The organism is Streptomyces olivochromogenes (assembly GCF_001514115.1).
GTDB classification, from domain to species: Bacteria; Actinomycetota; Actinomycetes; order Streptomycetales; family Streptomycetaceae; genus Streptomyces; species Streptomyces olivochromogenes.
On the sequence record NZ_KQ948460.1, the window covers coordinates 350,749 to 373,123 of the forward strand.

19 protein-coding genes and 1 pseudogene are annotated in these 22,375 nt (G+C 70.2%); 14 read left to right on the plus strand and 6 right to left on the minus strand.

Features of this window, described 5'->3' with window-relative positions:
- The first annotated feature begins 393 nt into the window (after window positions 1-393).
- The 3 genes from AQJ27_RS27430 (at window position 394) to AQJ27_RS27440 (ending at window position 2,111) form a co-directional block, all read left to right on the plus strand.
- Window positions 394-1,008 (plus strand): DUF5994 family protein, encoded by a 615-nt coding sequence (locus tag AQJ27_RS27430; protein ID WP_067374304.1) that lies wholly within the window; start codon window positions 394-396, stop codon window positions 1,006-1,008.
- 255 nt (window positions 1,009-1,263) lie between these two features.
- Window positions 1,264-1,791 (plus strand): DUF5994 family protein, encoded by a 528-nt coding sequence (locus AQJ27_RS27435; protein WP_159064409.1) that lies wholly within the window; start codon window positions 1,264-1,266, stop codon window positions 1,789-1,791.
- Window positions 1,792-1,838: 47 nt separating this feature from the next.
- Window positions 1,839-2,111: a hypothetical protein gene (locus AQJ27_RS27440; protein WP_067374451.1), complete on the plus strand. Its 273-nt coding sequence runs from the start codon at window positions 1,839-1,841 to the stop codon at window positions 2,109-2,111.
- A gap of 149 nt (window positions 2,112-2,260) precedes the next feature.
- On the opposite strand, the gene AQJ27_RS27445 is transcribed toward AQJ27_RS27440, so the two are convergent.
- Both AQJ27_RS27445 and AQJ27_RS27450 read right to left on the minus strand, forming a co-directional pair.
- A complete protein-coding gene (locus tag AQJ27_RS27445) occupies window positions 2,261-3,502 on the minus strand; it encodes a PP2C family protein-serine/threonine phosphatase (RefSeq protein WP_067374311.1) in 1,242 nt (413 codons plus the stop codon).
- A 266-nt stretch (window positions 3,503-3,768) separates the two neighbouring features.
- Window positions 3,769-4,506: an SDR family oxidoreductase gene (locus AQJ27_RS27450; RefSeq protein WP_067374314.1), complete on the minus strand. Its 738-nt coding sequence runs from the start codon at window positions 4,504-4,506 to the stop codon at window positions 3,769-3,771.
- Between the two features lie 93 nt (window positions 4,507-4,599).
- On the opposite strand from AQJ27_RS27450, the gene AQJ27_RS60200 reads away from it, so the two are divergent.
- The 5 genes from AQJ27_RS60200 to AQJ27_RS27470 all read left to right on the plus strand — a co-directional run bounded on the left by AQJ27_RS60200 (window position 4,600) and on the right by AQJ27_RS27470 (window position 12,257).
- Window positions 4,600-5,286 (plus strand): LysR family transcriptional regulator, encoded by a 687-nt coding sequence (locus tag AQJ27_RS60200; RefSeq protein WP_279636213.1) that lies wholly within the window; start codon window positions 4,600-4,602, stop codon window positions 5,284-5,286.
- Between the two features lie 17 nt (window positions 5,287-5,303).
- Complete coding sequence (locus tag AQJ27_RS58870; RefSeq protein ID WP_235614001.1) at window positions 5,304-5,462, plus strand: hypothetical protein; 159 nt, start codon at window positions 5,304-5,306, stop codon at window positions 5,460-5,462.
- A gap of 279 nt (window positions 5,463-5,741) precedes the next feature.
- Complete coding sequence (locus AQJ27_RS27460) at window positions 5,742-8,798, plus strand: FG-GAP-like repeat-containing protein (RefSeq protein ID WP_067374317.1); 3,057 nt, start codon at window positions 5,742-5,744, stop codon at window positions 8,796-8,798.
- A 231-nt stretch (window positions 8,799-9,029) separates the two neighbouring features.
- Entirely contained in the window at window positions 9,030-9,893 is an 864-nt protein-coding gene (locus AQJ27_RS27465; protein ID WP_067374319.1) for a hypothetical protein, read from the plus strand.
- A gap of 189 nt (window positions 9,894-10,082) precedes the next feature.
- Window positions 10,083-12,257 carry a protein kinase domain-containing protein gene (locus AQJ27_RS27470; RefSeq protein ID WP_067374322.1) on the plus strand — a complete coding sequence of 725 codons (2,175 nt, stop codon included), beginning with the start codon at window positions 10,083-10,085 and terminating at the stop codon, window positions 12,255-12,257.
- Window positions 12,258-12,306: 49 nt separating this feature from the next.
- Here AQJ27_RS27470 and AQJ27_RS27475 read toward each other — a convergent pair whose 3' ends face one another.
- A complete protein-coding gene (locus AQJ27_RS27475) occupies window positions 12,307-15,075 on the minus strand; it encodes a helix-turn-helix transcriptional regulator (RefSeq protein ID WP_079065283.1) in 2,769 nt (922 codons plus the stop codon).
- Between the two features lie 151 nt (window positions 15,076-15,226).
- Between AQJ27_RS27475 and AQJ27_RS27480 the strand changes: the two genes are divergently transcribed.
- The 3 genes from AQJ27_RS27480 to AQJ27_RS27490 all read left to right on the plus strand — a co-directional run bounded on the left by AQJ27_RS27480 (window position 15,227) and on the right by AQJ27_RS27490 (window position 17,757).
- Window positions 15,227-16,111 (plus strand): alpha/beta fold hydrolase, encoded by an 885-nt coding sequence (locus AQJ27_RS27480; protein ID WP_341866099.1) that lies wholly within the window; start codon window positions 15,227-15,229, stop codon window positions 16,109-16,111.
- A gap of 103 nt (window positions 16,112-16,214) precedes the next feature.
- Entirely contained in the window at window positions 16,215-17,105 is an 891-nt protein-coding gene (locus AQJ27_RS27485) for an alpha/beta fold hydrolase (RefSeq protein ID WP_067374325.1), read from the plus strand.
- Between the two features lie 13 nt (window positions 17,106-17,118).
- A complete protein-coding gene (locus AQJ27_RS27490; RefSeq protein ID WP_067374328.1) occupies window positions 17,119-17,757 on the plus strand; it encodes a prolyl oligopeptidase family serine peptidase in 639 nt (212 codons plus the stop codon).
- Window positions 17,758-17,791: 34 nt separating this feature from the next.
- On the opposite strand, the gene AQJ27_RS27495 is transcribed toward AQJ27_RS27490, so the two are convergent.
- Window positions 17,792-18,235, minus strand: coding sequence for a tautomerase family protein (locus AQJ27_RS27495; protein ID WP_067374331.1), 444 nt, complete (start codon window positions 18,233-18,235; stop codon window positions 17,792-17,794).
- Between the two features lie 39 nt (window positions 18,236-18,274).
- A complete protein-coding gene (locus tag AQJ27_RS27500; RefSeq protein WP_067374458.1) occupies window positions 18,275-19,105 on the minus strand; it encodes an aldo/keto reductase in 831 nt (276 codons plus the stop codon).
- Between the two features lie 169 nt (window positions 19,106-19,274).
- Here AQJ27_RS27500 and AQJ27_RS27505 point away from each other — a divergent pair, with 169 nt between their 5' ends.
- The 3 genes from AQJ27_RS27505 (at window position 19,275) to AQJ27_RS27515 (ending at window position 21,956) form a co-directional block, all read left to right on the plus strand.
- Entirely contained in the window at window positions 19,275-20,132 is an 858-nt protein-coding gene (locus AQJ27_RS27505; protein WP_067374334.1) for an MBL fold metallo-hydrolase, read from the plus strand.
- 29 nt (window positions 20,133-20,161) lie between these two features.
- Entirely contained in the window at window positions 20,162-21,367 is a 1,206-nt protein-coding gene (locus AQJ27_RS27510; protein ID WP_079065285.1) for a low temperature requirement protein A, read from the plus strand.
- Window positions 21,368-21,521: 154 nt separating this feature from the next.
- Window positions 21,522-21,956, plus strand: a complete 435-nt coding sequence (locus AQJ27_RS27515; protein WP_067374338.1) for a VOC family protein — start codon at window positions 21,522-21,524, stop codon at window positions 21,954-21,956.
- Window positions 21,957-22,034: 78 nt separating this feature from the next.
- Here AQJ27_RS27515 and AQJ27_RS58875 read toward each other — a convergent pair.
- Window positions 22,035-22,241 (minus strand): annotated as a pseudogene (locus tag AQJ27_RS58875) (IS5/IS1182 family transposase); the annotation flags it as partial.
- Window positions 22,242-22,375: the final 134 nt, after the last annotated feature.

The window sequence follows — 22,375 nt, forward strand, 5'->3', positions numbered from 1 at the left end:
GACCGCCGATAGTGCGCGACAGATGCGTCTACTACCCGACATCGATGGCTACTTGGCACCTATTGAGGAGCGATCACCGTCCTGATCGTCCTCGCTACGACAGCCGCACTCGTGGGACGCGGACCGGCCCGGGATCGCGGCCGATGTGGCCATCGCCTACGTCCGATGGTCCCGGCGCGCAGGCCGCCGCCCCATCCGCTGACGGTGGGCAACGGGCGACCCCGCGTCCGGCACGCCGTGGAACTCGCGCCACCGTAACCGTCCATCGGACCCCGGACAGGAGTATCCTGAAGATACCGAGGGTACTTCGTACACCGGCTTCGATGCCCGTGCCGTCCCCGGCGATTCACGACACCGGGCCGGTCCTGGCCGGCCCGGGGCAGGGTTCGCGTGATGACCGCAACCATGTTCGACAAGCCCGCGGTCGAAGACCGGACCTTCTCTTCTTCACCGCCACCTCTCCGGCTGCGGCTGGCGCCGCCCGGCACGGCCCCCGCCCTGATCGACGGCGCATGGTGGCCACGCTCCCGCGACCTGACGGCCGAGCTGCCCGCGCTCACCGCCGTCCTGGACCCGCTGTGGGGGCGGATCACCCACGTCACCGTGAACCCCACGTTCTGGCCGGTCATCCCCCACAAGATTCCCGTCCAGGGGCATGTGGTGAAGGTCGGCTGGTTCAAGGCCGAGCAGGACCCGCACAAACTGCTGCTGCTGTCCTACACCGTGGGTCGCTGGGACCTCCTGGTGATCCCACCCGAGACCGACGACGTCACGGCCGCCCGGCTCATGACGACCGCCGCGGATCCCGCACACAGCCTCACGGCAAGCGGCCTGATCCAGGAGGCCGAGCTCTTCCGCATCGCCGCCGAGGCCGAGGCCGCCGCGTGGGACTCGGCCCGGGAAACGGTCTGGGACTCCGAAGGCGGACACGACGCCCGCCGCACCTCCTCCCACAGTCCCGTGGGCGTCGCCATCGGCCGCCTGCCGATTCCGGCGCCAGGCATGTGACAGGTGCGTGATGGAGGCGTTCGGAACCGGTGTCTCGCCGGGGCCCGTTCGACGTACCGCGGGAGTAGCGTGGAGACATCGAGAGTACTTCGCACATCGGCCGCCATGCCGGTGTCGTTCTCGGCGAGTGACGACACCGGGCCGCCCTGAACAGCGGCCAGGAGACAGGTGCGCGCGATGTCCGCGACCACCGAACGAACCCCCTTGCGGATCGTGCCCTTCAGGGCCCCGACCGCTCGCCTCGCGCTGAAAACCGTGAGCACATCCCGAGGACCTCTCGACGGCGCCTGGTGGCCCCGCTCCCGGGACCTGGCGGACGAACTCTCCGCCCTGGCCGACGTACTGGACCCCCTGTCCGGTCGGATCACCCGGATCGCCGTCAACGCGACGTACTGGCCTGCCATCCCGAGCAGGGTGCCCGTCAACGGACACGTGGTGAAGGTCCGTTGGTTCACGACGGAGCTGGACCCCCACAAGATCATGCTGCTGTCCCACACCACGGGCAGCTGGAACCTGCTGGTGATACCACCGGAGACCAACGCCCCGGCAGCCGCTCGTCTGATGGCCGCCGCGAGCGACAGCGCCGGCCCTCCGACGACCGCGAGCGCGCTCATGGCAGCGGAACACGCCCTCCACGGCGGTTCCACGACTGCCCTGGACCAGGATTCCGGGGAAAAGTGGGAGGACGAAGAGTGGGAGGACGGGGATGACACCTCCTCCTATCGGGCAGCTGCCGCCCGGCCGTGCCGCCTGACCACGGCGAACGCAGGTTCTCCTGACTAGGCCCGGAGTAGAGTGAAGTGAGGTGACAGGGACGAGTGGCGGCAATCATGGCAACACTGCGAGAGCGGAAGAACTACCGCGAAGCGATCATGAAAACGCTGTACGAGGCCACGGAAGGCAATCGCCTCCTTGGCGTCACCGGGGCGAGGCTGCGTGACGATCTCCAGGTCCCTGAGCAGGATCTGGCCGCGGCGTGCGCGTATCTGGTGGGGGAAGAGCTCATCACCGTCGACTGGGCGCAGGGAAACACACCCTCGATGGTGATGTTGACGCATCGGGGGATCCGGCTCATGGAGGCCGAGGAGGAGGAACGCGGCTGACGCGATCCGGGGCCGGTGCGCTCTTATGGCGTGGAGGGCCCGTTGGATTCAGGGCCGGCGGATGCCGATGCCGGCCGCGTTCGGCTGTCGGCTCGTCGGCTGTCGGCTGTCGGCTGTCGGCTGTCGGCTGTCGGCTGTCGGCTGTCGGCTCAGTCCAGGACGGCGAGGTGGTCGGCCGCACCTCCGCGCCATTCGATCAGGAAGAGGGTCGCGTCGTCGCTGGTGCGGCCGCCTCGTTGGCGCTTCAGGGTGTGGGAGAGTGAGCGCACCACCGCTCTTACTCCCTTCTCTCCGTGTCCCATGCGGTTGATCCAGTGGATGAGCTGTTCCTCGCCGAACTGTTCTTCGCCGGCCTCGTGCTCCTCGATCAGGCCGTCGGTGAAGCACAGCACTCGGTCGCCGCGCTGGAGCATCTGCTCACTGATCTGGGGATCTTCACCGCCGAAGCCGACCGGCAAGGTGGTCGGGCCCGTCAGCTGCCGGACGACCCGGTGGTCGCGGATCAGCAGCGGTGCGGGGTGACCGGCGTTGACCCACTGCAGGTGACCCGTCACGATGTTCAGACGCATCATCTGCGCGGTGACGAAATGGTCGGGCCCGAACTGCTCGGCGATCGCCCGATCCATGAACGCGTAGATCTCGGACAGGCCGATGTCGGAACGTCGGGCGTGCCGGTAGGCCCCGACGGCGACGGTCGCCATCGTGGCGGCGTCCAGACCGTGGCCCATCGCGTCGACCATGGCGACGTGCAGGATGTCTTCGTTGAGGGCGTAGTCGAAGCTGTCGCCCGCGACGTTGTAGGCGGGCTCCAGGATTCCGGCGACCGCGACCTGCGGGATGGACATCGCCAGCGGCGGCAGCAGGGACCACTGGATCTCCGCGGCCACGCTCATCGGTTCACGGCGCCGGGCGAGGAAGAACTGGTCGGTGTAGCTGTGCTTGGTGACCAGCATGTCGGCGACCAGGCCGGCGAGCCTGCGTAGCAGCCGCCGGTCGTCGTCATCGACGGTGTCCAGGGTGAGGGCCATCACGCCCACCTGGTCGCTGCCGTCCAGCAACGGCAGATACATCCGGATGCCGTCGGCGTGCGGCACCTCGGCGATGGTCGCGTACAGGAAGGCCGTGCCGGCGGGAGAGTCGTCGATCGGCTCGGGCTCGCCCACCATCAGCCGCCGACCCGGTAGCGGCACCAGCACCAGTTGGGCGTAGTCCTGCAGCAGGATCGAGACGTCGCGGCCACCGACCCTGGCCACCTCTTCCGCGATCAGCGGGGCGATCAGCTGCGGCGGCATCTCGTGTGCCCGGTCCAGCAGCACCCCCAGCAGCCGCTCACCGAACCCTTCCGACCGGTCCACCAGGCCCTTGGCGGGCCGCCGCTCACCTTCCGCCACAGCCGCACCCCCGCATCGGCGCCTTCAAAGCCTCGGCCACCGTGTACCCGCTCGTCTCGTGCCGCGGATCCAACGCCCGCCCCGACGTCCTCGGGTCCATCCGGCAGTCACGGCGGATACGCTCGCCCCACTCACGTGATCTGTACACACGAGCTCCTGACGCGGCCGTGATCAACCCGCACAGAGTGACGCGGCCGACCGACCCGAGGAGCCCATTACGCCACACGCGGCATGTCACACACGGTCAGGACAGATGGAGGACGAGGTCACCAGGGGATGATGCCGTCGTCCTCGAAGAACGAACCGGTCGGGCCGCCGTCGGGCAGTGTGGCGAGCCGGATCGCCGTGGCTGCGCCCTGCTCGGGAGTGCGGGGTCCGTGGAATCCGGTGAAGTCGGTCGCGACCAGGCCCGGGCAGGCCGCGTTGATCAGGATGTTCGTACCGGCGAACTGCCGGGCGTACTGCACGGTGACGGCGTTGAGGAACGACTTCGACGGCGAGTAGGCCGCCATGACGGGGCCGATCTCGATGTCCGGGTCCGCCTGCCGGGTCAGCGAGCCGACAGCACTGGAGACGTTGACGATGCGTGGCGACGTCGAGCGCCGCAGCAGCGGCAGCATCGCGTTGGTCACCCGGATGACACCGATGACGTTGGTCTCCACGACCGTGCGGACCACGTCGAGGTCGAGCGTGGTCGGGTCCTGCACCCACCCCGGCCCCGCCTCGCCCGAGATGCCGGCGTTGTTGACCAGGACGTCCAGGCGCCCGGCCTGCCGTTCGACCAGTTCCGCGGCATCGGTGACGCTCTGGTCGCCGGTCACGTCCAGCGGCACCGCGAACGCGTCCACCCCGGCGGCGCGCAGCTTCTCGACGGCACTCTCACGCCGGGCCTCGTCGCGGGCCCCCACGCCCACGCGGTGGCCGAGGGCGCCCAGCCCGGCCGCAATTTCGTACCCGATTCCCTTGTTCGCGCCGGTCACCAGCGCGATCTTCGTTTCGCTCATGCCGTTGATGTTCGCTCGCGGACGGGCGGTGCATCCAACACCCATACGGTGCACTGTGATACCCGGTAGGTATCACTGAAGTATGTTGTGGCCGTGGACACCTTGGAGACCCGCGAGTTGAGGTACTTCGTGGCCGTCGCCGAGGAACTGCACTTCGGCCGCGCCGCCGAGCGCCTCGGCATGGCCCAGCCACCGCTGTCCCGGGCGATCCAGCAGCTCGAGCGGCGCATCGGCGTCCCCCTGCTGGAACGTAACCGCCGCGGCGTCTGTCTGACCGGTGCCGGAGAGGTGCTGCTGCACGAGGGCCGGGCAGCCCTCGACGCGACCACCGCCGCCGCTCGCCGCACCCGTCGCGCCGGTGGCGCCGACAGTCCGGGCGGCTCCCGCAATCGCCTGGTGCTGGCGCTGAAGGCCGCCTGGTCTCACGAGCTGCTGCAGAAGCTTCTCGACGCCTACGCGGCCGAGCCCGATGCCGCCGAGATCGAGGTGCTGCCGTGCGGCATGTGTGAGCAGGAAGGGATGCTGCGCGACGGCCGTGCTGATGTGGCGCTCATGCACGCGCCGTTCAACTCCCTCACCGGGTTCGACAGCGAGGAACTGATGACCGAGGGGCAGATCGCCATCCTGCCCGCAGGTCATCCCTCGCCGGGCGCAAGACCCTGTCCCTGGCCGACATCAGCGACGTCCCCGATCTTCCGCTCGCCCGCTGGCCCCGCCACGGCACGTATCGACCCGGCCCGGGCCCCGAGATCCACAACCAGACACAGCTGGCCCAGCTGATCGCCCTCGGACGCACCGTGGCCGTCTTCCCCGACTCCGCCCGCGCCTGGCTGTGGACCGAGCACACCGCCGTCCCCCTGACAGACGCACCCCCCGTCGTCACCCACATCGCGTGGCCCGCGCACAGCCGCTCCCTCGCCCTCGCCGGGCTGATCCGCACGGCCGCACGCCTATGACCCGCTCTCGCCTTCCATCACCGGCGTACGAGCGACCCGCCTTCTTCGCCGGTCGGGCGGCTACCGACTCGTCCCTGCCGCTCGTTCGGCTCGCCTGCGCAAGCCGCCTCCCGCACAAGCCACTCCTCACCCCGTAGGTCATGCACAGGTAAAATGCTAGGATCCGGCCACTTGCCTGGGGGGCGGAACGTCAGCTGTGCCGCGGGTCCTTGACCTGCGGTTCAACGGCGCGCGCAGGTCTCTCCAAGCCTTCGCCCACCGTCCTTGGAGAGGTTCTGAATGGGCAGACGTGCGCTCGTACGAGGTGCCACCGCCGCAACCGTTTCCTTCACACTGGCTCTCGGCCTCAGCTCGCTGACGGTCGGCAGCGCGCACGGTGAAACGGTCACCGGAGAGGTGGTCGTACCGGCCGCCACGGCCATGGTTCCCCGGACGGGCCTGCTGAGCGCGGGGACCTCGGGGTTCCTCCGGTACGAGGAGGGGCGGGGCCAGCTCTGGACGACGTACGACGGTGTCGACACGGTCGTCGACGCGTCGGGCACGGACGCGTACGGCGTCACGAGTGCCGGCGCCGGCTCGGACGTCGTCGCCCGCTATGACACCTCCGCCAGGACCGTGACGCTGCGGAACATGACGTCCGGCCAGGTCAGTACCGTCGAACTGCCCGACGGTTACGCGTACTTCAGCACGCTCGGGTCGACGGTCGTCACGACGGCGGGAACCCCGGGCACCGACTCCGTGTGGCATCTGCTGGACGCGCGGGCCGACGGCTCCGTCGCCGACCGCACGGTGCAGGGCGTCCCCTCCGGCGTCTATCTGGAGTCCGCCGCGGGGCTGGGCGACGCGCACGGGCAGGTCGTGCAGTACCGCAAGGGCGACGACGACGTCACCGGCTGGCTCGACATCGAGCAGGGGCGCTTCACCGCCCTGCCGTACACCGTGCGGGCGTGGTACTACCTGGTCGCGCTCAGCCCCACCCACCTGGTGTGGTGCGAGGACGGCACCCTGCACGTCGCCTCCCGCCAGAACCCGGCCGCCGCCGTACGGACCGTGCGGGTCGGCGAGATCTCGCAGGTGCTGGGCCTGGTCGGCGACAACGTCATCGTGTCCCGGTACGACTCCTCCCTGGGCCAGAACGACACCTACCGCGCGGTCTCGCGGGTCGAGGCCGTCCCGCTCGACGGCTCCGCGCCGCGCACGCTGCTGGCCAGGACGTCACGACAGGCCATGCCTACTCCGGACGGCGGGCTGCTGGTCGCGGGCGGCGCCGACACGGACCACTGGGGTGTCTCCCTCATCGAGTCCGCCGCGGGCGGCGCGGTCACCGTGCGCCGGATCGCGGACGCGTACCCGACGCGGACCGCCCGCACGGTCTCCCAGCTGACCCTCGCCCAGGGGCGGTTGACCACCGTGGAGACAGACCCCGTGGGCGACTGGTCGTATCTCCACACCCGTGAGACCGGCGTGGCCTACTCCCCCACGGCGGGGGCACGCACCACCCGCGGCCGTATCAAACTGGAGGACTTCTCGGGCAGCCGCCCGCGTCTCCTCGACACCGGCGACGGCCGGACGGTCATCTCCGGCTACGGCACGAGCGCCGCCCAGCAGCCCCAGCTCCTCGGCGCCGACCGGTCGCTGCCCGGCACCCGGATCGACAGCTCCCGCAGCTACCGGAACGCGACCGCCGCGAGCGGCCGTTTCGCCGCGCTGACCAGGCCGTACGACAGCAAGGGAGTGGCGGAGACCCGGGTCGTCGACCTCGACTCCGGGCGCACGGTGTACACGACGACGGACAGCGTGCGGGCGATCTGGGGCACCACCGTGTGGGTGATGTCCGGCAACGACACCGTGGTCCCCTACGACCTGCTGACCGGGAAGCAGGGCGAGCCGGTGTGGTTCGGGCGCGGCTGCCTGCTGAACGACTTCCAGGCGGTCGGCCGGTGGCTGCTGTGGAACTGCGTGCTCAACTCGGAGGGGCAGGGCGTCTACGACACCGTCACCAAGCGGAACCTGACGCTCGCGGGCTCCGACTGGGAGCAGGCGCAGCTCGGTGACGGCTTCGTCGCGACCGTCGAGGCCGGGCAGTTGAAGGTGATCGACGTCCGCGGCGGGACGGCCGTGTCGCACACCGCCGGGACGTTCGAGGGGAACGCCTGGGACGTCGACCCGTACACCGGCGTGATCGCCCAGCTCCGCTCCGACAACGCCATCCGCCTGACCTCCAGTGACGTCCCCGTCTCCGCCCTCGTCCAGCGCGACGCCACCGTCGCCGCCTCGGTGGACGTCAAGGGCGGCGCCACGCAGTGGAGCCCGAAGTGGTGGCTGAACAAGCCCACGGCCTCCTGGAAGCTCGTGATCGGCAACAAGGCCACCGGTGCGGCCGTCCGCACCCTCTCCGGCGGTCCGGCGCGCGGTGTGGTGACCCCGGCGTGGAACGGCAAGGACGGCTCCGGCCGGCTGGTGCCCAACGGCGCCTACACCTGGACGCTGACCGTCGCCCCCGCGGACGGACAGGGCGCGGCGCTGACGAAGACGGGCACGGTCAAGGTCACCGGAGCCGCCGCGGTCCGCCGCGACTTCGTCGGGTCGGACGGCTTCGGCGAGCTGATGACGCTGAACGGCTCGGGTGGGCTGACGTACCAGTACGGGACGGGCAAGGGCACCTTCACCGGGAAGCTGACCGGGAGCGGCTGGGCGACATCGATCAAGGCCGTGCCCTTCGGCGACCTGAGCGGTGACCGCTGCAACGACGTGCTCGTCCGGTTCAGCAGCGGTGCGTTGCGCGCCTACCGGCCCGCGTGCGGGCCGGCGGTGACGCCTTCCACCGCGTACACCTCGCTGGGCAGCAGCGGCTGGCAGCAGTACGACGTGCTGACCGCGCCCGGTGACGTGAGTGGTGACGGCCGACCGGACCTGATCGCCCGCAACACCTCCACCGGCACCGTCTACCTGTACAAGGGCACCAGCGACGGGAAACTCTCCGCCCGCGTCAAGCTCTACGCCGACTGGAAGACGTACAAGAAGATCGTGGGCGCCGGTGATCTGAACGGCGACGGCATCGGTGATCTCCTCGCGCAGGACAAGGCGAACAACCTGTACCGCTACGACGGCACCGGCAAGGGCACTTTCAAGTCGCGCGTGAAGCTGTTCGCCAACTGGGGCGGCTCGTACAACGCGATCGTCGGCGTCGGGGACATCACGGGTGACGGCAGAGCGGACATCGTCTCCCGCGACACCTCCGGCGCCGTCTGGCGCAACAACGGCAACGGCAAGGGCTCCTTCGGCGGCCGTACGAAGATCGCCACCGGCTGGCAGGGATACAAGGGCTTGCTCTGAGCCGGCCCTCGACGTGCGACGGGAAGCGGCCGTGACGCGAGGCGGCGCATCGGCCAACTGCTTTGTACAGCCCGTGTGTTGCTGTGTCACGGCTGTGCTACCGCGGTGTCCTGAAGGGAAGACGGACGTGGCCTACGGGCTCCGGGGCCCCACATAGTGATCACAGAGCGGGGAACCGGCGGCAACGCCGCTGGTTCCCCGCCACCGCCGCCTCGGAAGGAACCTCCCGTGATGAACCGCCACCTGCGCAAGGCCGCCGTCGCCGCCGCCGCGATCACCGCCGGACTGCTGATGACGGCGTGCCAGAACGGAACCGCCGACAGCTCGTCCGGCAAGAGCGGAGCGGACGCGTCGCCGGTCGCGGAGAAGGCGTCGGACGCCAAGAACTCCAAGGGTGTCAGCGGGTCGTTCAAGAACGGCGAGGTCACCTATCTCGCCCCGGGCAAGTACATCGTGTCCGTACCGGGCAAGGGCGACCAGCAGTTCTGGGTCGCCGGCGACACCGAGGTCTACGGCGTCGGCACGATATGCGGCGACGCGAGCTCCAAGGTGGACGCGCCCTGCACACTGGACCAGTTGGAGGCGGCGACCAAGAAGGGTGCCGTGAACGCCGACGTGGAGATGAAGAACGGTGTCGCGAGCCTGGTGACGGAGCGGCGCGCCGCCCAGCAGGACTCCGGGTCCGAGGCGGGATCCGGGTCCTCCGGCTCATCGTCCGGCTCCGCCTCCGGCTCGTCGTCCGGCTCCAACTCCGGTTCGTCGTCCGGCTCCGGCTCCGGTTCGTCGTCCGGCTCCAACTCCCGCGAGACCGTCGTCGAGGGCATCGACGAGGGCAAGGGTGTCAACGGAACCTGGTTCGGCAACGTCTCCTACCTGGCGCCGGGCAAGTACACGGTCTCCGACCTGAAGGGCACCGAGCAGCAGTTCCTCGTCGCCGAGGACACCAAGATCCTTGGATACGACGACATCTGCTCGGGTGAGGACGGCGAGATGCAGTGCACCGAGGGCGAACTGGAGACGGCCGCCAAGAAGGGCTTCAGCGCCGAGGTCGTGATCAGCAACGGCATCGCGACGACCATCCGCGACGACCACTGAGCCGCAGGGCCGGCCAAGTCCAGAGAGAAACCCCAGGTCAGTGGCCTGGGGTTTGTTCGTTGTCTGCTCCAAGTCGGAGTCGCCCGCTGTGGGGACACCGGTACGTGACAGGCGCGGCTCCGTTTCCGGGGCGGCAGGCCATACTCTGATCCCCGTGAGGCAGGCAGGCGCTGGGAAGGATGATCGGCGATGACGCCCCTGAGCACCGGGGACCCGGAGTCCATAGGCGGGTACACCCTTCTCGGTCGGCTCGGGGCGGGCGGTATGGGAGTCGTCTATCTGGGAGTCTCCGCCTCGGGACGGCAGGTCGCGGTCAAGCTCGTGCGCGGGCCGTACGCCCAGGAGGAGGAGTTCCGGACGCGCTTCCGGCAGGAGATCGAGGCAGCGCGCAGAGTGAGCGGCGCCTTCACCGCGCCTGTCGTGGACGCCGACCCGGACGCCGACCGGCCGTGGATGGCGACGCTCTACGTGCCGGGGCTCAACCTCGCCGAAGTCGTGGAGAAGGACGGCCCGTTGAGCCAGCGGGAACTGCGCGCGCTGGGGCTGGGGCTCACCGAGGCGTTGCGCGACATCCAGCGGGCGGGCCTGGTGCACCGGGACCTCAAACCGCGCAACGTCCTGATGACCGAGGACGGGCCGCGCGTCATCGACTTCGGCATATCGCGCGCTTCCGGCCACCAGAGCCTCACCACGACCGGGCGGATGATCGGCACTCCGCCCTTCATGTCGCCGGAACAACTGGCCTCTCCCCGGGACGTCACCCCGGCCTCGGACGTGTTCTCGCTGGGGTCGCTGCTGGTGTTCGCGGCCGTCGGCACGGGACCGTTCGACGCCGACAGCCCGTACATAACCGGCTATCAGGTGGTGCACGGGACCCCGGACCTCGGCGGCGTACCCGAAGCGCTCCTGGGCATTGTCGAGCGCTGCCTGGACAAGGACCCGGCCGCACGGCCGGAACTGGCGGACATCCACCGCATGCTCCAGGCGCTGCCGGAATCCGACGCCATCGGGTCCCCGAAGACCGGGCAGTCCGCGAAACCCCCGCACCGCCCCACTCCTCGCAGCGCGGCCACCACCTCCGCGGACGCCGCGACCGGCATCGGTACCGGCAAGCGACGCCGAGCCCGGATGCTGCTCACCGGCCTCGGTGCGGTGCTGGCCGTCACGGGGCTGTGTATCGGGGTGGGTGTCTTCGTGTCCGATTCGGACACGAAGACACCCACCGCCACCGCCACGGCCACCACCCGTGCCGCGTCACTGCCCGACGGCTGGCGGCCGTGGCAGACGAAGCTGCAATACGACGTGAAGGGTGTCCCTCTCGACTACGACAGCCCTGGATGCGTGGCGGAGGGAAGCGCCCTGTTCTGTGGCGGTACGGGTTTCACGGCCGCCAGGATCGACGCGGCCTCCGGCCGCACCCTGTGGCGGACCGGCACCCGCCCTCAGGGGACGCAGCCGATCGGCGTTCGCGACGGGCTGGTCTACATGTACGAGGAACCGGACGACAGGACCAGGCGCGTGGTGGCCCTCGACGCCGGTACCGGGCACCGGCGGTGGCAACGCGACATCAACCCGTCCGAGGATGCGGTCCTGTACGACGGCGGACTGCTGACGATGTCTCCCGACTACTCGTCGTTCGTGGCTTACGGGCCTTCCGGCAAGGAACTGTGGCGGGCGCCCTCGCTGGACGAGTACTGCACTCCGTCGGCGCCGGGAGGCGTCCCCTACGCCCTGTGCTCGCAGGGCAACGAGCCCGGCCAGGCCCCGGTCGAGCTGATGAAGCTCGGACCCGGCAGCCTGACCGAAACGGCCACACTGCCCAAGAAGGCGGAAGCACTCGGCGCTGTCGGCGGGCAACCCCTGTTCCTCGCCCCCCAGACCGCGAAGGACGTGTACGAAGCCGGGTACGAACGGCCGTACAACGCGCTGCTGCGGGTGGCCTCGGAAACCGGGCAGGTCAGACGGATACCGCTGGCACATCCGCTGACCGGCGCGGCCACCCTTGTGGGCGGCGTCGTCTACTTCGTCCGGTCCGACGGGTCGGTCACCGCGGTGTCGGCGGACAGCGGCAGACAACTCTGGCAGAAGATGACGGACATGGAGAGTCTGTCCGCGCCCGCGGTGTCGGCGACGTACAAGCGGGTCTATTTCTCCAACCGCTTCGGCCGTCTGCTGGCACTGGACAGCCGCACCGGAGCGGAGGTTTGGCGCACCTCCGCACTGGACGACCCCGGGGACAAGGTGCAGAGCTACCCGCCGCGGGTGCTGCTCGTCAAGGACGCGATCGTGGCGATGGCCGGCTACACGGCCTTCTCCCGGGGCCCTGACGGGCCCACCTCCCGGAGCTCTGACGGGCCCACCTGACCGGCCGCGGCAATCACCGCGCAGCGTCCCCCTGTGCGTGGCCGGCGCGCTAGGTCCGTGGTGTGACCTGCTGGTCGATGATGTCGCGGAGTTGGCGACGGCCGGCGATGCCGAGCTTCGGATAGGAGCGGTACAGGTGTGACGCGACGGTGCGGGGCGAGAGGAACAGACGGTCGGCGATCTCGCCGTTGGTCAGGCCGTGTCCGGCGAGGATGACGATCTCGCGCTGTTGAGCGGTGAGGCCGTCCAGCGCGCCCGGGGCGCCCTGCGGGGCTTGCACCGTTACGCCGCAGGCACGCAGCTCGGATTCCGCGCGCCGGGTCCACGGTGCCGCGCCCAGACGGCGGAACGTTTCCAGGGCGGTCACGAGGAGGGGCTTGGCGTCGTTGATCCGTCGCTGCCTGCGCAGCCATTCCCCATAGTCCAGCTGAAGCTGGGCCCGTTCGAACGGCCATGTGTCTCCGGTGGGATCGGCCATGGGCGCGGCGAAGTGGGCTTCGGCGCTGTCGGGCTCGGCGAGCAGTCCGCGGGCCCGGGCCGCGAGTTGTTCCAGGCGCGGTCCGGGCGCGGGGTCCACGCGAGCCAGTGCGCGCTCCACCGACGTACGCGCTTCGAGGTGCCGTTCGGCGCGCACCGCGGCGGCGGCGAGGTCGGCGACGGCGAGGTACGAGAAGTGATGGTGCAGGGGGGTACCGTCGGCGGCGAAGAGGCGGCTGAGCTGCGCGTACGCGGTCACGTAGTTGCCCTGGGCCAGCGCGGCGAGACCTGCCGTCTGCCAGATCCTGGCGGCGAAGCCGCGGTATTCGGAAGTGTCCACGGCGGCGCGCACGCGGGCCAGCAGCGGTGCCACCTGGTCGTGGTCGCCGCGCATGGCCGCCACGACGGCCGTGGTGAGGTCGGCCGAGCCCGCGACGGTTTCCATCTTGTAGGCGGCGGCGATGTCGCCCGCCTCTCGGGCGGCGGCGAGTGCGTCGTCCCAGCGCCCGCTGTCGACGCATGCCCATTGCAGTGCCGACAGCACACCGCCGCTGGCGCCGCGGACGCCCGGGGCGCGCAGTCGGCTGAGGGCTTCGCGCAGCACCCTGACCGCCAGTTCGGTCTCGTCCAGGACCCAGGCCGCCGCGCCGAACGTACCCGGGTCCGAGAGGGATCCTCCCGCCGCGCGCCGCAGGCGGGGGACGATGTCGGCTCTGTCCCCGAACGGGTCCGTGCAGGCCCGGATCCAGATCCGGTACTCGTCGGCGCGACCGGCGGGCCGCTCCTCGGCCGACGGCGGTGGCCCGTCCCGGGAGTCGAGCGCGTCGAGGGCGGCGCGTGCCTTGGCGCAGACTTCGGGGAGTCCCGTCTGGTGGGCGACCGTGGCGGCCATCCAGGTGGCCTGCCACGCGATGGCCGGCAGCCTCGGGGATGCTTCGGCGGCGACCGACAGGAGTGTGTCGAACGCGTCGGCGTTGCGGTTGGACCACAGCAGGGACCAGCCGATGTCCAGCCGGGCGGCGATGCGCAGGTCCGGGTCGGAGGTCAGCGTGAGTACCTGGCCCGCCAGTTCGCGTACCCAGTCGGCCTGTCCGGCGGCCAGGGCGAGTTCGGCGGCGGCCAGCAGCCGCCGGGCCTTGTCGGGTTCGCCGGGGCTCAGCTCGGCGGCGCGTTCGAGGGCCCGTGCCGCCGCGGCGGCACCGCCGCGGCGCTGTGCCTGGGCCGCGCTGTCTTCGAGCAGTGCGGCCAGATGCTCGTCGGGCTCCAGCGCGGCGGCCGCCAGATGCCAGGCGTGGCGGTCGGGCTGGTCGCGAAGCGCGTCGGCGACCTGTCGGTGCGCCGCGGCCCGCTCGGCGAAGGGCGCGGCATGGTAGACGGCCGACCGGGTGAGCGGATGGGCGAACCGCGGGCCCGGCGTGTCCAGCCGGATCAGGCCCGCCGCTTCCGCCGGGGCGAGCGCGTCGGCGGAAAGCCCTGGTATCGCCGTGGTCGCGTCCGGGCTGTCGGCGGCCGCGGCGAGCAGCAGCGCGGATCGGGCCGCCGGGGGCAGAGTGACGTACTGGGCGGCCATGAGGGCGGTCAGCTGCCCGGTCAACGGCAGCGGCTCGGCGGTCCATCGGCGCCCCGCGTCGGGATCCGTGGCGATCACCCTGGCCAGCTCGATCAGTGCCAGTGGGTTGCCGACCGCCTGGGCCAGCACCTGTTCACGCAGCCGACCGTGCGGCGGGCGCGGTTGCGCGTCCAGGAGCAGGCCCGCGTCCGGCCGGGTGAGTGGTCGCAGCAGGAGCTGCGGCAGGTCCCGCTCGAAACCGGCGGGAGGTACGTTCCCGCGGGCGCCGGCCAGCAGCACGAGCTGCTCCGATTCCAGGCGGCGGGCGGCGAAGGCGAGCGCGTCGAGGGAGGCACGGTCCAGCCATTGCGCGTCGTCGGCTGTCACCAGCAGCGGCTGCTCGTCCGACAGCTCGGACAGCAGGGTGAGTACGGCGATCCCGGTGAGCAGGGCGTCGGGCGGCGCGGGGTCGTCGGAGAGACCGAACGCACCGCGCAGCGCCTCGGCCTGGCGGGTCGGCAGGCGGGCCACGCGGTCGAGGACCGGGCGCAGCAGCTGGTGCAGCCCGGCGAACGCCAGGTCCTGCTCCGACTCCCTGCCGGTGGTCGCCAGCACCCGCATCCCCACCGCCTCGGCCTCGCGCGCGGCTTCGGCCAGCAGGACGGTCTTGCCCAGACCCGGATCGCCCAGGAGAAGCAGAACGTGGCTCTCCTTGTGGGGCGGGGCGATCAGTTCCCGCAGCAGGGACAGCTCCTCCCGCCGCCCGATCACGGTCGTGTCCTTGCGGGTCATCGCGGAAACGCCACCCTCACCCGGCCGAATCAAGGCCCGCACACAGCCGAGGTGATCCGGTCACGCAAAGCCGTGTGCAGTCAGGTTGCGGATACCGGACGGCCGCTGCGCGGCCCAGGGTTGAGTGTATGGATGCTGTCCCCTGCGCGCGATGGAACGCGGGTTCGTGATGCCGTACGTCGTGGTCGGCCGGGAGAACACCGGTGACATCCGGATCCACTACGAGGACCACGGCGCGGGCCCGCCCGTCGTCCTGGTCCACGGCTACCTCGCCGACGGGCGCTCGTGGGAGAAGCAGGAGGCGGCTCTGCTCATGGCCGGGTACCGCGTCATCAGCTACGACCGGCGCGGCGGCGGCGACTCGGGCAGGCCGGCGGTGGGCTACGACTACGACACGCTGGCCGCGGACCTGAACACACTGCTGGAAGTCCTGGATGTGGTGGACGCGGTGCTCGTCGGCTGCTGCTCCGGCACCGGGGAACTGACCCGGTACCTGGGAACGTACGGGCAGCGGCGGGTCCGCGGCGCGGCGCTGCTGGCGCCTCTCCCGCCGTTCCTGCCCCGGTCCGACGCCAACCCGGAGGGCATCGCCCCGGGCGTCCTCGACGCCTTCCTCGGCGAGCTGTCCGCCGACCGTCCGGCGGCGATCAAGGCATACCTGGACCGGTACTACAACATCGACTACTACAACACCGACTACCGCAGCACCGACCCGCTCGGCGGGAGCCGGGTGAGCGACCAGGCGTGGCAGAACAGCTTCCACGTCGCGCTGCGGGTGTCCGCGGCCGCGGCCCTGGGCTGCGCGGTCGCCTGGCGGGAGGACTTCCGGGACGACGTCGCCCGCGTCACGATCCCCGTCCTGATCGTGCAGGGCGCTCAGGACAGGGTCATGCCGCCCGGCGCGACCGGGAACCGCCTGGCCGTGATGCTGGCCGACGCCCGCCTCGCACTGATACCTGACGGCGGCCACGCGATCATCTGGACGCACGCCGCCCAGGTCAACCACCTGCTCGTCGGCTTTCTGCAAGCCCTGTGACGCGTACGTCAGGCGGCGAGGAACTCCAGCAGAGCCTGGTCGACCGGCGAGTGCAGTCAAGATGCGGATTCCGCCGCCGCGCCGCGGCTGATTCGCTCGGGTCATGGAGCTCAACTCGTACTCAGGTCTGCCGAACGAGCGGGTCAAGGCCGCGAACGGCATCGACTACGCGTACCGCGACACCGGCCCGACGGACGTCGGCGCCGGTGTACCGCTGGTCCTTCTCCAGCACTTCCGTGGAAACCTCGACAACTGGGATCCGGCGCTGATCGACGCGCTGGCACCGGCCCGGCGTGTCATCGCCTTCGACAACGCCGGAGTCGGCGGCTCCACCGGGACCACTCCCACCACCGTGGACCGGATGGCGCACGACGCCATCGCCTTCATCGAGGCGATCGGGGCGAGCGGAGCCCTGGGACTCGGCCAGGGCCCGGTCGATGTCCTGGGATTCTCCCTCGGCAGCTTCGTCGCGCAGCAGATCGCCCTGACCAGGCCGGCGCTCGTCAGAAGGCTGGTCCTCGCCTCGTCGGCGCCGCAGGGCGCCGACGGCATGCACGGCTGGGCCCCCGAGGTCATCGACGCTGTCGGCAATCCTGAGACCAGCCCCGAGGAATACTTGAGCGTCTTCTTCACCGGATCCCCGGCAAGCGCGCAGGCCGGCCGGCAAACCCTGCAGCGGATCTACGGCGCCCGGAGCGAAGACCGGGACACGGCGACCGACTGGGCGACCCGCGAGGCGCAGTACGACGCGGTGTGCACGTGGGGGATCCCCGATCACGCGAAGCTCCAGCGGCTCGGCTGCCTGAGGATGCCCGTGTTCGTGGCGAACGGCGACAGCGACCCGATGATCCTGCCGCGCTACTCCCACCTGCTCGCGGGTCTGATCCCGCAGGCCCGCGTGAAGATCTATCCCGACTCGGCGCACGGGTTCCTGTTCCAGCACCACGCGGAATTCGCCGCGGACGTCGACGCCTTCCTCGACGGCCCTCGATGACCGGCGGCCCTCGATGACCGGCACCCACATGATCGTCCTGCCCGGCGGCGGATACGCCGAACACGCTGCGCACGAGGCCGAGCCGGTGGTGGACTGGCTCGACGACATGGGCGTACGGGCGAGCGTGTTCCGCTATCCGCTCCGCGCCCGGCACCCGCAGCCGCTCGACGCGCTGCGCGCCGAGATCCGCCGCCGACGGGCGGCCGGCGCACAGCGCATCGGTCTCATCGGGTTCTCCGCGGGAGGTCATCTGGCCGGGCTGGCCGCCCTCGCACCGGGCGCCGGGCCCGACGAGGCGGTGGACTTCGCCGTGCTCGGTTACGCCATCACCTCGATGGAGACCGAGACCTACCGTCCGGCCCGGATGATCCTTCTCGGCGAGGACGCCGGTCCCGAGCTGCGCCGGTCGACCTCGCTGGACTCGCTGGTCACGCCCCAGTCGCCGCCGTTCTTCGTCTGGCACACCGCGGAGGACCCCTATGTTCCCGCCGAACACACCTACCGCCTTGCCGCGGCGCTCGCGGCCGGCCAAGTCCCCCACGCCGTGCACGTGTTCGCCCACGGCCCGCACAGCCTCGGCCTCGCCCGGAACGCCGGCGAGGCCGCGATATGGACCACGCTGGCGAAAGCCTGGATCCTCGAACAGGCGTGACCGTCGCCTGCATCACTGGTCCTTGGCGCCTACCTCACTGGTCCCCGGCCATCGCCTGCAGCTCCGCGATCTGCTTGCGCGCCGCGGCGACGAGTTCGTCGTTGGTGTGCGCGTGACCGCCCAGACCCCACCCACCGGGCACGGCCTCGGTCAGCAACACCCAGGTGCGGTCCGCGAGCGTCGGGTCGCCGGCGGCCTCCGCGACCATGCCGGTGAACCGGCTCACCACCGCGATCTGTTTGTCTCGGTCGAGAGCATCCGCGTTGGTCAGCACCTGCACGCGTACGTGATGGGACGCGCCGTCGACGTTCGACAGGTGGCCTGCCGGCAACTCGTGGAGGAAGGCCGCGGTGTTCTGGCGGAACATCGGGATGTCCGGAACCTCCTCGATGGCCATCAGGGTGGCAGCGAGGTCCTTGGCGAGCTGGTGCCCGTCCGTGAAGGTGCCCGCTGTGGCGTACACGTCGATCATGGGCATTGCGTTCTCCTCGGATACTTCTTGGGTGCTTCTTGGGTGCTACCACCACTTGGCTTCGAGCGCGCGGTCGGTGCCGCCGGTCCGGTCGAGCGCGTCGAGTTCGGCCATGTCCTCGGCCGACAGGGTGAAGTCGTGGATCTGCGCGTTCTCGTGGATGCGGTCGCGGTGCGTCGATTTCGCCACGACCACGAGTCCGTGCTGCAGGCCCCAGCGCAGCAGCACCTGTGCCGGTGTCCGGCCCGTCCGTCGGGCGATCGTGGCCACGGTGGTGTCGTCGACGTACCGGCCGGTGCCCAGCGGGCTGTAGGCCTCGACAGCGACGTCGAACCGGCCGCAGGCGTCCAGGAGCGCCCGCCGACGGTGCCGCGGGTTGAACAGGATCTGGTTGACGGCGGGCGGAACCGTTCCCGCGGCGATCACGGCCTCGAGTTCGGCCGCGTCGTAGTTGGAGACCCCGATGGAACGGGCCAGTCCCCGCTCCTGGGCACGTTCCATCCCGGCCCAGGCCCGGGTCGGGCCGCCCTCGGGCCAGTGGACCAGGTAGAGGTCGACCTGCTCCAGGCCGAGACGACGAAGGCTGTCTTCCGCCTGGGCGACCGGATCGTCGCCCCGCGGATGGAACTTCGTGGTGATGAACACCTGGTCGCGGGGTACGCCGCTGTCGCGAAGGGCGCGGCCGACGCTTTCCTCGTTGCCGTATGCCTGAGCCGTGTCGATATGCCGGTAACCGGCGTCGAGCGCCCAGCGCACGGCGTCGACGCACGCACGCCCGGGCGGCACCTGCCAGACGCCGAGGCCGAGCACCGGCACCTGGTTCCCGTCCGCCAGCAGGCGCGCGCCGCCCCCGGATGTGGCTGCGTTCAGGTTCATGAGCACCAGCATCCGGCAACGCACCGTGGGGTGGTATCAGCAACATGACTGCAACCGGCCGCGCGGCTCGGGCTCGCAGTGCAGTCAACATGCGGATACTCCGCCGCCGTCCCCCGGAGTGACCATGAGGGCCGGCCGAGTCAGCGATGCCGGAGAACCGGAGAAGACGATGAGCCTTGACTTCGACGTGTTCGTGGTGGATCCCAAGCCGATCCCGAGTGCGGTACCGGGATTCGAGGAGGTGGTGGGCCCGGCTACCTGGCCGCCGTCCACAGCGACGCTGATCAGCGATGACGATGGTGCCGTGCTGATCGACTGCCTCATCACCGTGCGAGAGGGCCGGGAGCTGGCGGCGTGGGTGAAGTCCCACGACTGCGAGCCCGAGTACGTGTACATCACCCATCCGCACGCCGACCACCTCCTCGGGCTGCCGGAGATCCTGGCGGCGTTCCCGCAGGCGAGGCCGGTGGCCCTGGCCGAGTCCATCCCCGCGATGCAGGAGCAGATCTCGGCGGGGTACCTGCAGATCTGGGGCGGGTTCTTCCCCGGCCAGTTGACCGGCAAGCCCGTCCCGCCCGGGCCGCTGGCCGGCCGCACGATCCCGATCGGAGGATCGTCGGCCACGGTGGTCCCGGTCGGGACCACCGACACCGTGCATTCCAGCGTCGTCCATGTCCCGGACCTGAGCCTGGTCGTCTCCGGTGACGTCGTCTACAACCGGACGCACATGTGGCTGATGGGATCGACACCGGACTCACGGGCCGACTGGGCGCGGGCGCTGGACGCCGTGGCGGCGCTGGAGGCCGACACCCTCGTCGCCGGCCACCGCGATCCACGGGCCCCCGACGACGACGCCCGCCGCCAGATCGACGAAAGCCGCCGCTACCTGGCCGATTTCGAGACGGCGCTGGAACGCAGCTCCGCACCGCGCGAGCTCATCGACCGTATGACGGCCGCCCATCCCGAGCTGGCGAACCCCTACACCCTGTGGGTCGCGGCCCACGACCTGCTCGGCACCGGAACCTGACACACACGGCCAGGACGGATCACCGAACCATGCCCGGGGAGACCGGAGAAGCGGTCGGCCTGGAACCGGCCGCGGCAGGCCGCGGCACACGGGTGCTGAACCTGCGCAGAATGACGGCCCGCCGGACCGACGAGGCGTACCGGTCCTCCACCCCGCTGGAACTGTTCTTCGACCTCTGTTTCGTCGCCGCCGTCGCGCAGGCCGCCTCCCATCTGCATCACGACCTGAGCGGCGGGCACCTCGGCCACGCCGTGGGCAACTACCTCTGGGTGTTCTTCGCGATCTGGTGGGCCTGGGCGAACTTCACCTGGTTCGCCTCCGCGTACGACAACGACGACGACCCCTATCGCCTGCTGACCATGGTGCAGATCGCCGGGGCGCTGGCCTTGGCCGCCGGCGTACCCCGGGCCTTCGAGTCCGGCGACTATCTCGTCATCACCCTCGGCTACGTGATCCTGCGGCTGGCCATGGTCATGCAGTGGCTGCGGGCGGCCAGGGCCGATCCGAAGCGGCGCACGACCGCCCTGCGGTACGCCGTCGGCTACGCCCTGGTACAGGCCGGATGGGTCGCTCGCCTCGCCTTCGACCAGCCGACGTACCTCTATGTCGGGCTGGCGCTGGCCGTGGGCGAGTTGCTGGTCCCGATCTGGGCCGAGCGGGCGCAGGTGACGCCCTTTCACCCGGAGCACATCACCGAGCGGTTCGGGCTGTTCACCATGATCGTGCTCGGCGAGGCAGTGCTGGCCGCGACCATCGCCGTGCAGACCGCGGCCGACTCGCGCGACGGCACCGACGTCGACCTGCTGGTCCTGGCCGGCAGCGGTCTGCTGCTCGTCTTCAGCCTGTGGTGGCTCTACTTCGACCGGACCACCCAGCGCATGCTGCGCTCCATGCCCACGACGATCATCTGGGGCTACGGCCACTACCTCGTCTTCGCCTCGACCGCGGCGATCGGCGCCGGACTCGCCGTCGCCGTCGACGCCCTCATCGGCCATGCGCACGTCACACACCTGCAGCAGGGCCTGGCTGTCGGCATACCCCTCGCCGCCTGGATCGCGACGGTCTGGTGGCTGCGCGTAGGCCCGCCGCTGAACGGTCCCGCCGTCGCGGCCTCGCCCGTGGCCGTGGTTCTGGTGCTGACCGCGGCCTGGACCTCCGCGGCCGTGCCCTTGATGGCCGTGATCACCGCGGCGCTGGCGGCGGTGAAGACCTGGGCCGTGCGGCGAACGGACTGATCACCCGACGCCGGGACGCACTTCGTTCTCCGACAGCGCGCGGGTCCACCCCTGCGACCCGCACACCACAGCAGCGGGTAGCAGGGGCCATCCTCCCGACAACGTGCGGACCCACACGGCGAGATCAGGAGAGACCCCCTGTTATGGTGCGCCGATGTCAACGATCAAGCAGTTCCAAGTCACCTTCGACTGCGCGGAACCCGCGCGCCTCGCCGGCTTTTGGAGCGAAGTGTTGGGGTACGTCGTACCGCCGATCCCGACGGGGTTCGCCACGTGGGAGGACTACCATCGCTCGCTGCCGTCTGAGGATCAGGTCACCTACTTCGCGTGCAGTGATCCATCGGGTGCGGGCCCGCGCCTGCTCTTCCAGCGCGTTCCCGAAGGGAAGACCGTCAAAAATCGGGTGCATCTCGATGTACGGGCCGGCACGGGACTTGTGGGTGAGGAGCGTCTTGCCACACTCCAGGCCGAGTGCGCGCGACTGGTCGCGCTCGGTGGGGTACACGTGCGAACGCTGGTGGCCGATGGCACCAACGAGTCGTGCATTGTGATGCAGGACATCGAGGGCAACGAGTTCTGCCTCGACTGAGCATCCTCTCAGCCGGGGAGGTGGGAAACTGCCTGTTGGACCTCTCTGGTCTTCTAGGGGGCGGGAGTTATTCCGTTTCGACTGCTCGGCAACCGTACGCAGCGGGGCAAGCTGGCACAGCGTCAAGTTCGTACACCAGTAGGTCGCTACTAGCAGGATCCGGTCCTCCAGTGCCCGACTCCGCAGTCGGCCCTTGCGTACCGGGTTCGCATCCTCGCGTCGCATCGCAGTAACCAGCTTGCCGAACTGCCGCGGGCTCAGCCCGGTGAACGGCACCGAGACCATGCGCCAGGACCTCACCGTAGGCAGGCCGCCCACGAACGCAGGTGAACGCTCCTGCACATCAAGGTGCCGCGAGAAAGCCGTCGTGAAATAAAAAAAGGCCCACACCATTTCGGTGTGGGCCTTTTTGAAAATTT

What these genes read in the sequence shown, in the direction of transcription:
- AQJ27_RS27495 (WP_067374331.1), bottom strand. Translation starts at nt 18,235, where the DNA reads ATGCCCATGATCGACGTGTACGCCACAGCGGGCACCTTCACGGACGGG.
- AQJ27_RS27485 (WP_067374325.1), top strand. Translation starts at nt 16,215, where the DNA reads ATGGAGCTCAACTCGTACTCAGGTCTGCCGAACGAGCGGGTCAAGGCC.
- AQJ27_RS27510 (WP_079065285.1), top strand. Translation starts at nt 20,162, where the DNA reads ATGCCCGGGGAGACCGGAGAAGCGGTCGGCCTGGAACCGGCCGCGGCA.
- AQJ27_RS27500 (WP_067374458.1), bottom strand. Translation starts at nt 19,105, where the DNA reads ATGAACCTGAACGCAGCCACATCCGGGGGCGGCGCGCGCCTGCTGGCG.
- AQJ27_RS27475 (WP_079065283.1), bottom strand. Translation starts at nt 15,075, where the DNA reads ATGACCCGCAAGGACACGACCGTGATCGGGCGGCGGGAGGAGCTGTCC.
- AQJ27_RS27430 (WP_067374304.1), top strand. Translation starts at nt 394, where the DNA reads ATGACCGCAACCATGTTCGACAAGCCCGCGGTCGAAGACCGGACCTTC.
- AQJ27_RS27505 (WP_067374334.1), top strand. Translation starts at nt 19,275, where the DNA reads ATGAGCCTTGACTTCGACGTGTTCGTGGTGGATCCCAAGCCGATCCCG.
- AQJ27_RS27480 (WP_341866099.1), top strand. Translation starts at nt 15,227, where the DNA reads ATGGAACGCGGGTTCGTGATGCCGTACGTCGTGGTCGGCCGGGAGAAC.
- AQJ27_RS27490 (WP_067374328.1), top strand. Translation starts at nt 17,119, where the DNA reads ATGACCGGCACCCACATGATCGTCCTGCCCGGCGGCGGATACGCCGAA.
- AQJ27_RS27460 (WP_067374317.1), top strand. Translation starts at nt 5,742, where the DNA reads ATGGGCAGACGTGCGCTCGTACGAGGTGCCACCGCCGCAACCGTTTCC.
- AQJ27_RS27465 (WP_067374319.1), top strand. Translation starts at nt 9,030, where the DNA reads ATGAACCGCCACCTGCGCAAGGCCGCCGTCGCCGCCGCCGCGATCACC.
- AQJ27_RS27470 (WP_067374322.1), top strand. Translation starts at nt 10,083, where the DNA reads ATGACGCCCCTGAGCACCGGGGACCCGGAGTCCATAGGCGGGTACACC.
- AQJ27_RS27515 (WP_067374338.1), top strand. Translation starts at nt 21,522, where the DNA reads ATGTCAACGATCAAGCAGTTCCAAGTCACCTTCGACTGCGCGGAACCC.
- AQJ27_RS27450 (WP_067374314.1), bottom strand. Translation starts at nt 4,506, where the DNA reads ATGAGCGAAACGAAGATCGCGCTGGTGACCGGCGCGAACAAGGGAATC.
- AQJ27_RS27440 (WP_067374451.1), top strand. Translation starts at nt 1,839, where the DNA reads ATGGCAACACTGCGAGAGCGGAAGAACTACCGCGAAGCGATCATGAAA.